This is a genomic window from Streptomyces sp. NPDC002623 (assembly GCF_053592635.1).
Genome location: NZ_JBSFWB010000022.1, coordinates 111,851 through 126,653 on the forward strand (window position 1 = coordinate 111,851; position 14,803 = coordinate 126,653).

Sequence of the window (14,803 nt, forward strand, 5' to 3'; positions counted from 1 at the left end):
CATGCCACGCACATTCACACTCTTCACCGGCCAGTGGGCCGACCTGCCCCTGGAAGAGGTCTGCCGCCTCGCCCGCGACTTCGGCTACGACGGCCTCGAACTCGCCTGCTGGGGCGACCACTTCGAAGTGGACAAGGCGCTTGCGGATCCGGACTATGTGAAGTCCCGCCACCAACTCCTCGACAAGTACGGCCTCAAGTGCTGGGCCATCTCCAACCACCTGGTCGGGCAGGCGGTGTGCGACGCCATCATCGACGAACGCCACCAGGCCATCCTGCCCGCCCGCATCTGGGGCGACGGTGAGCCGGAGGGTGTGCGGCGGCGGGCCGCCGCCGAGATCGCCGACACCGCGAGGGCCGCGGCGGCCTTCGGGGTCGACACGGTGATCGGCTTCACCGGCTCCGCCATCTGGCACCTGGTCGCGATGTTCCCGCCCGCCCCCGAGTCGATGATCGCGCGCGGCTACGAGGACTTCGCCGAGCGCTGGAACCCGATCCTCGACGTCTTCGACGCGCAGGGCGTGCGGTTCGCGCACGAGGTCCACCCCAGCGAGATCGCATACGACTACTGGACGACCGTACGCACACTGGATGCAGTCGACCGTCGACCGGCTTTCGGCCTCAACTTCGACCCCAGTCACTTCGTGTGGCAGGACCTCGACCCGGTCGGCTTCCTGTGGGACTTCCGCGACCGCATCTACCACGTGGACTGCAAGGAGGCCCGCAAGCGCCTCGACGGTCGCAACGGCCGCCTCGGCTCCCATCTGCCCTGGGGCGACCCGCGCCGCGGCTGGGACTTCGTCTCCGCCGGCCACGGCGACGTCCCCTGGGAGGACGTCTTCCGCATGCTGCGCTCCATCGACTACCAGGGTCCGATCTCCGTGGAGTGGGAGGACGCCGGCATGGACCGACTGCAGGGCGCCCCGGAGGCCTTGACCCGCCTCAAGGCCTACGACTTCGAACCGCCGACCGCCGCTTTCGACGCGGCCTTCGGCAACTGAGCCCGAATCGGCATTCTCTGATCCTTCGTCAGAACTGATCAGTCACTGACGCTCCACCAGTCTCCGGGATGACGGCGCATCCCGGCGCACGCACCCGCCCGTACAACCAGCCCCTTCCTGGAGGCATCCGTGCACGGGAACGACCCCACCACCGGCACCCGCAGAGCCGAGACCCACAGACGACGCCCTTCGCTGCGCAGAGCGATCGCCCTCCTGAGCGGCGCGCTGCTGGCCGGCGCGTCCCTCACCCTCACCACACCCCAGGCCGGCGCAGCCGTCGCCGACCCGGTGGTCGCGGCCGCCGAGGACTTCCAGCAGGTCACGCTGGCCAAGGGGGAGGCCGAGGTCGGCGAGCCCATGTCGCTCGCGGTGCTGCCCGACCGCTCGGTCCTGCACACCTCACGCGACGGCGAACTCCGCATCACCGACGCCGCCGGCAACACCCGACTGGCGGGCAAGCTCGACGTCTACTCCCACGACGAGGAAGGCCTCCAAGGCATCGGCGTGGACCCGGAGTTCACGGCGAACCGCTTCATCTACCTCTACTACGCACCGCCGTTGGACACCCCGGCGGGCGACGCTCCCGAGACCGGAACGGCCGCCGACTTCGCTCCCTTCGACGGCGTCAACCGCCTCTCCCGCTTCGTGCTGAAGACGGACGGAACCCTCGACGCCGCGAGCGAGACGAAGATCCTCGACGTGCCCGCGTCGCGCGGCCTGTGCTGCCATGTCGGCGGTGACATCGACTTCGACGCGGCGGGAAACCTGTATCTGTCCACGGGCGACGACACTAACCCCTTCCAGTCGGACGGCTTCACACCGATCGACGATCGCGAAGGCCGCAACCCCGCCTTCGACGCCCGTCGTTCCTCCGGGAACACCAACGACCTGCGCGGCAAGATCCTGCGCATCAAGGTGAACGCCGACGGCTCCTACGCCATCCCCGACGGCAACCTCTTCGCGCCCGGCACGGACAGGACGCGGGCCGAGATCTATGCGATGGGGTTCCGCAACCCGTTCCGCTTCAGCGTCGACAAGGCCACCGGCATCCTCTACGTCGGCGACTACGGCCCCGACGCCGGCGCCGCCGATCCGGCCCGTGGACCGGCCGGTCAGGTCGAGTTCGCCCGCGTCACCGGCCCCGGCAACTTCGGGTGGCCGTTCTGCACGGGCGACAATGACCCGTATATCGCATACGATTTCGCGACCGGTGTCTCCGGCGCGCCCTTCGACTGCGACGCCCCGAAGAACACCTCGCCGCACAACACCGGCCTCACCGACCTGCCCCCGGCCCAGCCCGCCTGGATCCCGTACAACGGCCCGTCGGTACCCGACCTCGGCGACGGTTCGGAGTCCCCGATGGGCGGCCCCGTCTACCACTACGACGCCTCGCTCGACTCGCCGGTGAAGTTCCCGGAGGCCTACGACGGCGACTTCTTCGCCGGGGAGTTCGGCCGCCGCTGGATCAAGCGCATCACCAGCGACGCGAACGGCGCCGTGCAGTCGATCAACTCCGTCCCGTGGACCGGCACCCAGGTGATGGACATGGCGTTCGGGCCCGACGGCGCGCTGTACGTCCTCGACTACGGCACCGCCTGGTTCGGCGGCGACGAGCACTCGGGTCTGTACCGCATCGAGAACGCCACCGACGGCCACTCCCCGGTCGCCCAGGCCACGGCCGACCGCACGTCGGGACAGGCCTCTCTGAAGGTGCGTTTCTCCTCCGCCGGCACCACCGACCAGGACGGCGACGCGCTCACCTACAGCTGGGACTTCGGCGACGGCGGCACCTCGACGGCGGCGAACCCCACCCACAAGTACAAGAAGAACGGCACGTACACCGCGACCCTGACCGCCGAGGACGCCTCCGGCCGCACCGGCAGCGCGAGTGTGCAGATCGTCGTCGGAAACACGGCGCCCAAGGTGGTCCTGGAGACCCCGAAGGACGGGCAGCTGTTCAGCTTCGGCGACGCGATCCCGTTCAAGGTGAAGGTCACCGACCCTGAGGACGGCAGGGCGATCGACTGCTCCAAGGTCGAGGTCACCTTCGTCCTCGGCCATGACAGCCACGGCCACCCGGTGACGTCGGCGACCGGCTGCACCGGCACCCTCCAGACCAGTGCCGACGGCGGGCACGACGAGGACGCCAACATCTTCGGCGTCCTCGACGCGCAGTACACCGACGGCGGAGGCGGCGGCCAGGCCGCGCTCACCTCGCACGACCAGAGCGTTCTCCAGCCGCGCCACCGTCAGGCCGAGCACTTCGGCGACGCCTCCGGTGTCACGGTCATCTCCAAGGACGTCGCCCACGGCGGCAGGACGGTCGGCGACATCGACAACGGCGACTGGATCTCCTTCACGCCGTACGTCGTCAGCAACGCCAAGAAGATCACGGCACGCGTCTCCTCGGGCGGCGCGGGCGGACGGCTGGAGATCCGCGCCGGCTCGCCGACCGGCACCCTGCTCGGCAAGGCCGCTGTCCCGGTGACCGGCGGCTGGGAGACCTTCCAGGACGTCAGCGCCGACCTGTCCCGCACGCCGCGCGGCACCACCACGCTCTACCTCGTCTTCAAGGGCGGCTCCGGAGCTCTCTTCGACGTGGACGACTTCACCTTCACGACCGGCTGAGAGGAGGGCACGTGATGCCTGCAACCCGCAGACTGGCGACCGTGGCAGTGGGCGCGGCGCTGCTCCTCGGCAGCCTCTCGGGCCCGGCCGTGTCGCACTCCGGGACCGACGGGAAAGGGGACAGAGCGAAACGCGTGCTGGTCTTCTCGAAGACGGCCGGTTTCCGGCACGACTCGATCCCGGACGGTGTCACGGCGGTGCGGGAGCTCGGCGCGACGAGCGGCTTCGGGGTCGACGCGACGGAGGACGCCGGCGCGTTCACGCCGGCGAACCTGCGCCGCTACGACGCCGTCGTCTTCCTGTCGACGACCGGGGACGTCCTGGACGCCGCCCAACAGGCCGCCTTCGAGGGCTACATCCGGCACGGCGGCGGCTATGTCGGAGTCCACGCGGCGGCCGACACCGAGTACGACTGGGCGTTCTACGGCGGCCTCGTCGGCGCCTGGTTCGCGTCGCACCCGGCGATCCAGACCGCGACGGTCGACGTGGAGGACCGGGCCCACTCGGCGACCTCCGGACTCGATCGCACCTGGAGCCGCACCGACGAGTGGTACAACTACCGCTCCAATCCGCGCGAGCGGGTTCACGTCCTGGCCTCGCTCGACGAGTCGTCCTACACGGGCGGCACCATGAACGGCGACCATCCGATCGCCTGGTGCCAGACCTACCAGGGCGGCCGCGCCTTCTACACCGGGGGCGGTCACACGAAGGAGTCCTACGGGGATCCGGTATTCCGTAGACACCTGCTGGGCGGGATCCTGTATGCAGTCGACGGAATGCAGGCGGACTGTCGACCGGAGAACGGATACCGTCCACTGTTCGACGGTACGTCCCTGGAGGGCTGGCGACAGGCCGGACCCGGCTCCTTCACCCTCTCCGACGACGGCACGTTGACGTCGACGGGCGGCATGGGCCTGCTCTGGTACGCGGATCGGAGTTTCGGGGCGTACTCCCTGAAGCTCGACTGGAGAACCACGGCCGGCGCTCCGGGCGGCTCCGGCTCAGGCTCCGACGCCGGCTCCGGCTCCGGCTCCGGAGAGGACAACTCCGGTGTGTTCGTCGGCTTCCCGCCGTCGGACGACCCCTGGTCCGCCGTGAACAACGGATACGAGATCCAGATCGACGCCACCGACGTCCCCGAGCGAACCACCGGGTCCGTCTACGGCTTCCAGTCCGCCGACCTGAAGAAGCGGGACCGCGCGCTGAACGCGCCGGGGGAGTGGAACACGTACGAGATCCGCGTGGAGGGCGAACGCCTGCGCGTCTGGCTCAACGGCGTGAAGATCAACGATTTCACCAACACCGATCCGGCCCGGAGCCTGCGCGACGGACACCTCGGCCTGCAGAACCACGGAGCCGACGACCAGGTGTCCTTCCGTGACGTCCGGATCAAGGAACTGCCCGGCGGGGAACGGCCCGTACAGGGCGACTGAACGGCGGCGGGCGGGGGACGCCGGACCCCCGCCCGCCGTCACCACCCTGCCCTTTCCCAGCGGTGGACCTCCGGCCCGCCCTCCCGCTCTCCCGCTCTCCCGCCCTTCCTCCTCGTTCTCCGGGGTTCGCGCACGACAAGGAGGCTGCTCATGTCCGTGTCCCTCTCCCGTACCCCGCGCGTCGGCGTCTGGCTGATCGGGGCCCGAGGTTCCGTGGCCACGACGGTGGTCGCGGGACACGCCGCCGTCACGGCCGGCCTGCATCCGCCGACGGGCCTGGTCACCGAGACGCCCGCCTTCGCCGACACCGGCCTGCCAGCCCTGTCCCGCCTCGTGTTCGGCGGACACGACACGACCGACTGCCCCCTGCCCAAACGCGCCGAACAGCTCGCGGCCGGCGGAGTCCTCCCGTTCGGTCTCCCCACGGCGGTCGACGCGGAACTCACCGCCGCCGACCGGGAGATCAGACCCGGTGGCCCCGCCCCGGGGGACACCCGGACCGAGGAACAGCTGATCGCGGCCTTCGCCGCCGACATACGGGACTTCGTGCGACGGTCCGGGCTGGCGCGTGCGGTGGTGGTGAACGTGGCCTCCACGGAACCCGCGGCGACCGGCCCCGCGCTGCCGCCCAGCTCGCTGTACGCGGCGGCCGCCCTGCGCGCGGGCTGCCCGTACGTGAACTTCACCCCGTCCACGGGGCTGCACCATCCGGCGCTCGCCTCCCTGGCGGAGTCCAGCGGGCTGCCGTACGCGGGCCGCGACGGCAAGACCGGCCAGACGCTGCTGCGCTCCGCCCTCGGTCCGATGTTCGCCGGGCGGGCGCTCGCCGTCCGGGCCTGGTCCGGCGCCAACCTGCTGGGCGGCGGCGACGGAGCCGCCCTGGCCGACCCGGCCGCGGCCGAGGCGAAGAACGCGGGCAAGGAACGCGTCCTCGCCGACACGCTGGGCACCACTCCCGAGGGCCGGGTCCACATCGACGACGTCCCCGCCCTGGGGGAGTGGAAGACGGCCTGGGACCACGTCGCCTTCGACGGCTTCCTCGGCACCCGCATGATCCTCCAGACCATCTGGCAGGGCTGCGACTCCGCGCTCGCGGCGCCCCTCGTCCTCGATCTGGCCCGCCTCACCGCCCGGGCCCACGAAGTGGCCCTGTCCGGGCCGCTCGCCGAACTCGCCTACTTCTTCAAGGACCCCGTGGGCGACGCGTCGTCGGCCCTGGCCGAGCAGTACACGGAACTGGAGCGGTTCGCCCAGCGGTTGAAGGGCGCGCCCCGCGAATCCGGCGAATCCGGCGAATCGCGTGAAGGCGGCGAGGACGGCGGCGAGGCCGGCGGCCGCGGCGGACGGGAGACCCCCGACGCGCGGCGCGGGTCCGGCACGAGGTCCGGCGGGGAGACGGGGTGAGCGGGGTGAACGGGGTGAGCGGGGTGAACGGGGGCAGAAGGGCGACGCGGGGAGTCGTCGGATACACGGAGGCGGAGGCGGAGACCGCCCGGCCCCCGCTCCGCTTCGGCTACGGCACCAACGGCCTCGCCGATCTCCGCCTCGACGACGCCCTCGGCCTCCTCGCCGACCTCGGCTACGACGGCGTCGGACTGACGCTCGACCACATGCACCTCGACCCGCTCGCCCCGGACCTCGCCGCCCGCACCCGACGCCTCGCGCGGCGGCTGGACGCGCTCGGGCTCGGCGTCACCGTGGAGACCGGCGCCCGCTATGTCCTCGACCCGCGCCGCAAGCACGGGCCGTCCCTGCTGGACCCGGATCCGGACGACCGCGCCCGCCGCGTCGACCTGCTGCTGCGCGCCGTCCGGATCGCCGGCGACCTCGGCGCGCACGCCGTCCACTGCTTCAGCGGGACGACGCCGCCGGGCACCGACCCGGAGACGGCATGGCGGCGCCTCGCCGACACGCTCGCCCCCGTCCTGGACACCGCCGCAACCGCGGGCATCCCCCTCGCGATCGAGCCCGAGCCCGGCCACCTTCTCGCGACGCTCGCCGACTTCCACCGGCTGCGCCGCAGCCTCGGCGACCCGGCGTCCCTCGGCCTCACCCTCGACATCGGCCACTGCCAGTGCCTCGAACCACTCCCTCCCGCCGACTGCGTCCGCGCCGCCGGCCCCTGGCTGCGGCACGTCCAGATCGAGGACATGCGTCGTGACGTCCACGAACACCTCCCGCTCGGAGAGGGCGAGATCGACTTCCCGGCCGTCCTCGCGGCCCTGGCCGCCACCGGCTACCGCGGGCTGACGGTGGTCGAACTGCCCCGCCACTCCCACGCCGGCCCGCACTACGCCGAACTCTCCCTCCCGTTGCTCCGTCGCGCGGCGGCATGCGCCGAGGCCACCCACCGCACGTCCGCCGCCCCGCCTCCGGGTCGCCCCCACCCGGCCGCGGACCCGCCTGCCGCACCACCCGGCGAGCCCTCCGCCACCCCGGAAGGGAGCACCCCATGACCCACCCCCACGCCGCCCCGGCGACCCCGGAAGCGGAACGGACGGGCCCCACCCCTGCCCGCACTCCCCTCGACGCCCTGCGCAGCCAGCTCGACGCCCGGCTCGACGGCGCCGCTCGCGCCTGGTTCGGCCAGGCTCTCGACGAGGCTGCCGCCCACCCCGGCACCCACGGACCCATCTCCGTCTGGGAGTTGAGGCTCGCCGAGGCCGGACGCCGCTGCGGCGGTCGGTACGCCGACGCCGCCCGCGTGCTCATCCTCCACGCCGCCCGCGCCGACCCGGCCGCCCTGGCCCGCGTCTACTACCAGGGCACCGCCGACGAGCGGCGCGCGGTCCTGCACGCGCTGCCCCACCTGGTGCCCGGCCCCGAGGCCCGCCCGCTCGTCGAGGACGCCCTGCGCACCCACGACACCCGGCTCCTGGCCGCCGCGGTCGGCCCCTACGCGGCCCGCCACCTCGACGCCCATGCCTGGCGGCACGCCGTCCTGAAGTGCCTGTTCGTCGGGGTGCCCGTCGACGAGGTGGCAGGCCTCGAACAGCGCGCCCGCGCCGACGGCGAACTCGCCCGCATGCTCGGCGACTACGCCGCCGAACGCACCGCCGCCGGCCGCCCCGTACCCGGTGACCTGCAACGCGTCCTGGCGCTGACCGACACAGGCAGCCCCGCCGCGCCTGCCCCGCCCGCCATGCCCTCCCGCCCGACACCCCCTGCACAGACCACGCAGCCGTCACGCACCACCGGCCCGGACCGGGCAGGCGGCCCGGACGAGGCAGGCGGCCGGGACGAGGCAAGCAGCCCGGACCAGGCGCGCAGCCCCGGCCGCCCAGATCTCCACCGCCCAGATCTCCACCGCACGGACCTCCACGGCACGGGAAGTTTCCACCGCCCGGCCCACCCCCACGGCAAGGAGTCCTGATGCGCATCTTCGACCCCCACATCCACATGACCTCGCGCACCACCGACGACTACGAGGCGATGCAGGCGGCCGGTGTCCGTGCCGTCGTGGAGCCGTCGTTCTGGCTGGGCCAGCCCCGCACGTCCCCGGCGTCGTTCTTCGACTACTTCGACTCCCTCCTCGGGTGGGAGCCCTTCCGGGCCGCCCAGTACGGCATCGCCCATCACTGCACGCTCGCCCTCAACCCGAAGGAGGCGAACGACCCGCGCTGTGCGGCCGTCCTCCAGGAGCTGCCCCGCTACCTGGTCAAGGACCACGTCGTCGCCGTCGGCGAGATCGGCTACGACTCGATGACCCCCGCCGAGGACGCCGCGCTGGCCGCCCAGCTCCAGCTGGCCGCCGAGCACGCCCTGCCCGCGCTCGTGCACACCCCGCACCGCGACAAGCTCGCCGGTCTGCGCCGCACCGTCGACGTCGTGCGGGAGTCCGCCCTGTCCCCGGACCGGGTCCTGCTCGACCACCTCAACGAGACCACCGTGAAAGAGGCCAAGGACGCAGGCTGCTGGCTGGGCTTCTCCATCTATCCGGACACCAAGATGGACGAGCACCGCATGATCGAGATCCTGCGCGTCCACGGCCCCGAGAAGGCGCTGGTGAACTCGGCGGCGGACTGGGGCAGGAGCGACCCCCTCAAGACGCGCAGGGTCGCCGACCTGATGCTTGCGGAGGGCTTCTCCGAGGACGACGTCGATCTCGTCCTGTGGCGCAACCCCGTCGCCTTCTACGGCCTCAGCGGTCGGCTTCGGCTCGACGTGGCCACCCTCGACGCCACCCACGAGGGCAACTCCATCCTGCGCGGCGGGGAGTGAGCGATGCGCTTCCGCCACCCCGACGGCACGACCGTCCACCTCGCCTACTGCACCAACGTCCACCCCGCCGAGACCGTCGACGGCGTCCTCGCGCAACTCCGGGACCACTGCGAACCCGTCCGCCGCCGGCTCGGCCGCGACCGGCTCGGCATCGGCCTGTGGCTGGCCAGGGACGCAGCCCGCGCACTCGACGCCGACCCGGCGGCGCTGCGCGGGCTGCGCACCGAACTCGACCGGCGCGGCCTGGAGGTCGTCACCCTCAACGGCTTCCCCTATGAGGGCTTCGGCGCCGAGGAGGTCAAGTACCGGGTGTACAAGCCGGACTGGGCCGACCCCGAACGGCTCGAGCACACCACGGCCCTGGCCCGGGTCCTCGCCGGACTCCTCCCCGACGACGTCACCGAGGGCACCGTCTCCACCCTCCCGCTGGGCTGGCGCACCGCCTGGGACGCCGACCGCGCCGAGACAGCCCACACCGCCCTGGTCACCCTCGCCGAACGCCTCGACGCGCTGGCGGACCTGACCGGCCGCTCCGTCCGCGTCGGACTCGAACCGGAACCCGGCTGCATCATCGAGACCACCGCCGACGCCCTCACCCCGCTCACCGCGATCGCGCACGACCGCATCGGCGTCTGCGTCGACACCTGCCATCTCGCCACCTCCTTCGAAGACCCGGACACCGCCCTGGACGCGCTGGCCGAGGCCCGCGTCCCCATCGTCAAATCCCAGCTGTCAGCCGCCCTGCACGCCGAACACCCCCGTCTCCCAGCCGTCCGCGAAGCCCTCGCCAAGTTCGACGAACCCCGCTTCCTGCACCAGACCCGCACGGTCACCGCCACCCGAACCCCTTCCGCCACCGGAACCGCCTCCGCCCCCGCCCTGCACGGCACCGACGACCTCGGCGAGGCCCTCGCCGGCGGCGCCCTGCCCGACGGGACGCCCTGGCGCGCCCACTTCCACATCCCCCTGCACGCGGCCCCCGTCGCGCCCCTCACCGCGACGCTCCCGGTGCTCAAGGCCGCGCTGACCCGCCTCGTCGGCGGCCCGCACCCGCTCACCCGGCACCTCGAGGTCGAGACCTACACCTGGCAGGCACTCCCACCCGAGCTGCGTCCGCGCGCCCGGTCCCAGCTCGCCGACGGCATCGCCGCCGAACTCGCCTTCGCCCGCGACCTCCTGACGGACCTCGGCCTCAAGGAGCTGCCGTGACGGCCCACAGCACAGCGGCCCCCACCCCACTCCTCGTCCTGGACGTCGTAGGTCTCACCCCCCGTCTCCTCGACCACATGCCCCACCTCCGGGCGCTCTCCCGGGCCGGCTCCCGGGCCGCGCTCGGGACCGTCCTGCCCGCCGTCACCTGCGCCGCCCAGTCCACCTTCCTCACCGGCACCCACCCCGCCGAGCACGGCATCGTCGGCAACGGCTGGTACTTCCGCGAGCTCGGCGACGTCCTGCTGTGGCGCCAGCACAACGGACTCGTCGCCGGGGACAAACTGTGGGACGCCGCCCGCCGCGCCCACCCCGGCTACACGGTCGCCAACATCTGCTGGTGGTACGCGATGGGCGCCGACACCGACATCACCGTCACCCCTCGTCCGATCTACTATTCCGACGGCCGCAAGGAACCCGACTGCTACACGCGGCCCGCGGCGCTGCACGACGAACTCACCGCCGCGTTCGGCACCTTCCCCCTCTTCCGCTTCTGGGGCCCCGGCGCGGACCTGACGTCCAGCCGCTGGATCATCGCCGCCACCCGCCACATCATCCGCACCCGTCACCCTGATCTGACGCTCTGCTACCTCCCTCACCTCGACTACGACCTGCAGCGCCACGGCCCCGACGACCCCCGCTCCCTGAAGGCCGCCGGCGACCTGGACCGGGCCCTGGCCCCGCTCCTGGCCGACGCGCGCGCCGAGGGCCGTACCGTCGTCGCGCTCTCCGAGTACGGCATCACCCCGGTGAGCCGGCCCGTGGACGTCAACCGCGCCCTGCGCCGCGCCGGACTGCTGGAGGTGCACACCCAGGACGGCATGGAGTACCTCGACCCCATGGCGTCCCGCGCGTTCGCCGTCGCCGACCACCAGATCGCCCATGTCTACGTGCGCCGCCCCGAGGACCTGGACGCCGTCCGCGCCGTGCTCGCCGATCTGCCCGGCATCGAGCAACTCCTCGACGACGAGGGCAAGAAGGCGCACCACCTCGACCATCCGCGCTCCGGCGAACTCGTCGCGGTGGCGGAGCCGGACGCCTGGTTCACGTACTACTACTGGCTCGACGACGCCCGCGCGCCCGACTTCGCACGCCTCGTCGAGATCCACCGCAAACCCGGCTACGACCCGGTCGAGCTGTTCATAGACCCCCATGACCCCTATGCGAAGGTCAAGGCGGCCACGGCGCTGGCCCGCAAGAAGCTCGGCATGCGCTACCGCATGGCGGTCGTGCCTCTCGATCCCTCACCTGTTCGCGGCAGCCACGGCCGCCTTCCCACGAGCGACGACGACGGTCCGCTCCTCATCTGCTCCACCCCCCGCGCTGTATCCGGCCGCGTCGCGGCCACCGAAGTGAAATCCCTGCTGCTCGACCTGGCCGGCCTCGGCTGACGAGACCTGACAAGCCGTGACGAGCGACTACAGAAAGTGAAGCACGCGCCACTGACAACGCGTCCGCCGCACGCTCCACGCGCTTTTGACCTGGGAGTTTCCTTGGCACGCCACGGGCCCGACCCGGGCGCGAGCGGCAGACCGCCCGGCACCCGCCACCGCTGAACACCGACCCGAAAGAGAGAAACCGTGACCGCGTTCAACGACGAATCCGGAACCGGCGACGCCCTGCGTCGCGCTCTCGGCGTCAACCGCCGCCGTTTCCTCAGCACCTGCACCGCCGCCGCGACCGCGGTGATCGCCGCCCCCGTCCTCGGCGCCGCACCCGCCGCGGCCCAGGCACAGGACCGGGGCAGAGGCCACGACCACGGCGGCGAGACACTCGTCCCCGCCGACCGGCGCGGCATCATCCTGTACACCGTCCGCGACGCGACGGGCCGCGACCCGCTCGCCACCGACCTGCCCTCCGGCTTCCGCGAGGTCTTCAAGCAGCTCTCGCGATTCGGCTACCGGCAGGTGGAGTTCGCCGGATACGGCCAGCACGCCAACGCCCCGGGCGGCGCGAGCCTGGAGTCCGTCGCAGGCGCCAGGCTGCTGCGCGGGTGGCTCGACGACCACGGGCTGCGCGCGCAGGGCAACCACGGCTTCATACCGCCGTCCTGGCCGCTCACCACGGCCGATCTGGACACCTTCAAGAAGCACCTGGAGATCGCCAACATCCTCGGCATGGCGCACATGGGCACCGGCGGCGACCCCACCGGCAGCTCCTACCGGGCCGACTGGGACGTGGCCGCCGACAAGTGGAACGCGCTGGGCCGCATCGCCCGCCGCGAGGGCATCAAGCTCTACACCCACAACCACGACGCGGCGTACGGCTTCCTGCTCGACGGGGGTCCGTCGGACGCCCAGGGCCGCCCGACCCGCAGCTCCGGCATCCGGAAGCTGGAGTACTTCCTGAAGGTCACCGACCCGAAGTCGGTCTGGCTGGAGATGGACGTCTTCTGGGCGCACGTGGCCCAGTACAAGTTCCACACGTACACCGCCCACGACGGCTCCGTCCGGGAGAAGGTCTTCGACCCGGCGGGGCTCGTCGCCTGCAACAACAAGCGCTACCCGCTCTTCCACGCCAAGGACGGCACGGTCAACACGACGAACGGCATGGGGTACGACATGGTGCCGTTCGGCGCCGGCGTGATCGACTACCGGACGTTCTTCTCGCGCGTCGGCGAGCGGGACTACCACAACCCGATGGTCGAGCAGGACAACGCCCCGAGCGCCACCGACCCCGCGCAGTCGCTGGCGTACGCGAAGATCGGCTACGACAACCTGGCGGCGCTGCGCAAGAAGCGCCACTGACGACACGCCGGACGGCCCTCCCCGCGACATGCCGCGTGGGGAGGGCCGTCCGGCCGTCCGGTGCCTGTCCGCCGGAGGGCGGCGAAGCCGTGCGGTCAGCTCGCGGGCCGCGGTTGCGGAGCCCGGTTCGCCCGACTCGTCCGCCCCGGCCGCCGCAGCGTCGTCTCAATCCGTCTCACGCCGTCTCCTCGCCGAGCGGCTGCGGGTTGGGAGCGATGCGCTGTGCTTTCGGCCGGCCCGGGGCCTTCAGGAAGGTGGCCAGGACGGCGGAGGCGAGCCCGATGGAACCGGCGATGACGAACGCGCCCTCGTAGTCCCACACGCCGACCACGATGGAGCCCACGCCGGAGCCCACGAGACCCGAGATCAGCTTGGAGCTGTAGACCATCCCGTAGTTGGTGGCGTTGTTGTTCTCGCCGAAGTAGTCCGCCGTCATGGCGGCGAACAGCGGGAAGATCGCGCCGCCGCCGAAGCCGGAGACCATGGAGCAGAACAGGAAGAACGGCATGCTGCCCATCTGGCCGGAGATCAGCACGCCGAACTGCGCGGTGCCGAGCACGATGCACACGATGATCAGGGTGTTGCGCCGCCCGTAGCGGTCCGATATCCAGCCGATGACACCGCGCCCGGTGCCGTTGACGATGGCCTTCAGGGACATCGCCGTGGCCACGATCCCGCCCGCGAAGCCCATGTCCTTGCCGAACGGCACCTGGAAGGCGATGCCGAAGATGTTGATGCCGGCCGTGCACAGCAGGCAGAACCACATCATCCACAGGACGGGGGTACGAGCGGCCTCCCTGGGGGTGTACTGCTTGACCGCCGGCGGGTTCTTCTCCAGGGCCCGGCGGATCTTCGGGTCGTCGGTGGCCCTCAGCGGGTCCACGTGCGGCGGCCACCAGTTCTTCGGCGGGTCCTTGAAGAACCACCCGGCGAACGCCACGACCGAGCAGCAGATGACGCCCACCATGACCAGGACGCTCTTGTAGTTGCTCAGGTCCATGTACGAGGTGAACAGGAAGACGAAGGGCACCGAGCCGTAGGCGAAACCGCCGTTGACCATGCCGGTCTTGCCGCCCTTGCGCTCCGGATACCACTTGCCGACCATGTTCACGCACGTCGCGTAGACGAGACCGGCGCCGATGCCGCTGAACATGCCGAAGCCGATGTAGGCGACGATCACATGCGGCGCGAAGGCCAGCGAGAGATACCCCAGGACCGTGCCCAGCGCGCCCAGCAGCATCGCGTACCGCGCGGGGAGCCTGCCGCTCTCCCGCAGCTGCCCGGCGGGGAAGGCGACGGCGGCCTGGAAGAACACCCAGACGCCCATCAGCCAGAAGATGTGCCCACTGCTCCACAGATGGGCCTCGTGCAGGGTGTCCTCGGCGGACGTGAACGCGTACTCCGAAGAGCTGATGCCCAGCATGCCCATCCACGGGAAGAGCACCATGGTCCATCGTGGCCGTCCCATGATGTCCCGGTCGGTCTCCCCGAGCCGGTACACGCGGCCGTTGCGGTCCGCCACCTCCCGGTAGGGGAGGGAGGTCGAGATGTCGGTGGTTGTCATG

General features: G+C 71.6%; 10 protein-coding genes and 1 pseudogene. 10 read left to right on the forward strand and 1 reads right to left on the reverse strand.

Features of this window, described 5'->3' with window-relative positions:
* Position 1: 1 nt before the first annotated feature.
* From ACWD4O_RS33230 to ACWD4O_RS33275, 10 genes and pseudogenes are all read left to right on the forward strand, one after another.
* On the forward strand, positions 2 to 1,000 hold the full coding sequence (locus ACWD4O_RS33230; RefSeq protein ID WP_451285591.1) for a sugar phosphate isomerase/epimerase family protein: 999 nt from the start codon (positions 2 to 4) through the stop codon (positions 998 to 1,000).
* A 129-nt stretch (positions 1,001 to 1,129) separates the two neighbouring features.
* Complete coding sequence (locus tag ACWD4O_RS33235) at positions 1,130 to 3,628, forward strand: carbohydrate-binding protein (RefSeq protein ID WP_451285593.1); 2,499 nt, start codon at positions 1,130 to 1,132, stop codon at positions 3,626 to 3,628.
* 14 nt (positions 3,629 to 3,642) lie between these two features.
* Complete coding sequence (locus ACWD4O_RS33240; protein WP_451285595.1) at positions 3,643 to 5,061, forward strand: ThuA domain-containing protein; 1,419 nt, start codon at positions 3,643 to 3,645, stop codon at positions 5,059 to 5,061.
* A gap of 150 nt (positions 5,062 to 5,211) precedes the next feature.
* Positions 5,212 to 6,465 (forward strand): inositol-3-phosphate synthase, encoded by a 1,254-nt coding sequence (locus ACWD4O_RS33245; protein WP_451285597.1) that lies wholly within the window; start codon positions 5,212 to 5,214, stop codon positions 6,463 to 6,465.
* Between the two features lie 23 nt (positions 6,466 to 6,488).
* Positions 6,489 to 7,517: a sugar phosphate isomerase/epimerase family protein gene (locus ACWD4O_RS33250; protein ID WP_451285673.1), complete on the forward strand. Its 1,029-nt coding sequence runs from the start codon at positions 6,489 to 6,491 to the stop codon at positions 7,515 to 7,517.
* A pseudogene (locus ACWD4O_RS33255) lies at positions 7,514 to 8,197 on the forward strand (EboA domain-containing protein); the annotation flags it as partial. The gene ACWD4O_RS33250 and the pseudogene ACWD4O_RS33255, both read left to right, overlap by 4 nt.
* A gap of 236 nt (positions 8,198 to 8,433) precedes the next feature.
* Positions 8,434 to 9,282 (forward strand): TatD family hydrolase, encoded by an 849-nt coding sequence (locus tag ACWD4O_RS33260; RefSeq protein ID WP_451285599.1) that lies wholly within the window; start codon positions 8,434 to 8,436, stop codon positions 9,280 to 9,282.
* Between the two features lie 3 nt (positions 9,283 to 9,285).
* Entirely contained in the window at positions 9,286 to 10,491 is a 1,206-nt protein-coding gene (gene eboE, locus ACWD4O_RS33265; protein WP_451285601.1) for a metabolite traffic protein EboE, read from the forward strand.
* On the forward strand, positions 10,488 to 11,882 hold the full coding sequence (locus tag ACWD4O_RS33270; RefSeq protein ID WP_451285603.1) for an alkaline phosphatase family protein: 1,395 nt from the start codon (positions 10,488 to 10,490) through the stop codon (positions 11,880 to 11,882). The genes eboE and ACWD4O_RS33270 overlap by 4 nt, the downstream gene beginning before the upstream one ends.
* A 189-nt stretch (positions 11,883 to 12,071) precedes the next feature.
* On the forward strand, positions 12,072 to 13,238 hold the full coding sequence (locus tag ACWD4O_RS33275) for a sugar phosphate isomerase/epimerase family protein (protein WP_451285605.1): 1,167 nt from the start codon (positions 12,072 to 12,074) through the stop codon (positions 13,236 to 13,238).
* Positions 13,239 to 13,413: 175 nt separating this feature from the next.
* On the opposite strand, the gene ACWD4O_RS33280 is transcribed toward ACWD4O_RS33275, so the two are convergent.
* Positions 13,414 to 14,802, reverse strand: coding sequence for an OFA family MFS transporter (locus tag ACWD4O_RS33280; RefSeq protein ID WP_451285607.1), 1,389 nt, complete (start codon positions 14,800 to 14,802; stop codon positions 13,414 to 13,416).
* Position 14,803: the final 1 nt, after the last annotated feature.

Bases quoted from the DNA above. Each gene is read 5' to 3' on its own strand.
- ACWD4O_RS33260 (WP_451285599.1), top strand. From the start codon at position 8,434: ATGCGCATCTTCGACCCCCACATCCACATGACCTCGCGCACCACCGAC.
- ACWD4O_RS33245 (WP_451285597.1), top strand. From the start codon at position 5,212: ATGTCCGTGTCCCTCTCCCGTACCCCGCGCGTCGGCGTCTGGCTGATC.
- ACWD4O_RS33230 (WP_451285591.1), top strand. From the start codon at position 2: ATGCCACGCACATTCACACTCTTCACCGGCCAGTGGGCCGACCTGCCC.
- eboE (WP_451285601.1), top strand. From the start codon at position 9,286: ATGCGCTTCCGCCACCCCGACGGCACGACCGTCCACCTCGCCTACTGC.
- ACWD4O_RS33240 (WP_451285595.1), top strand. From the start codon at position 3,643: ATGCCTGCAACCCGCAGACTGGCGACCGTGGCAGTGGGCGCGGCGCTG.
- ACWD4O_RS33280 (WP_451285607.1), bottom strand. From the start codon at position 14,802: ATGACAACCACCGACATCTCGACCTCCCTCCCCTACCGGGAGGTGGCG.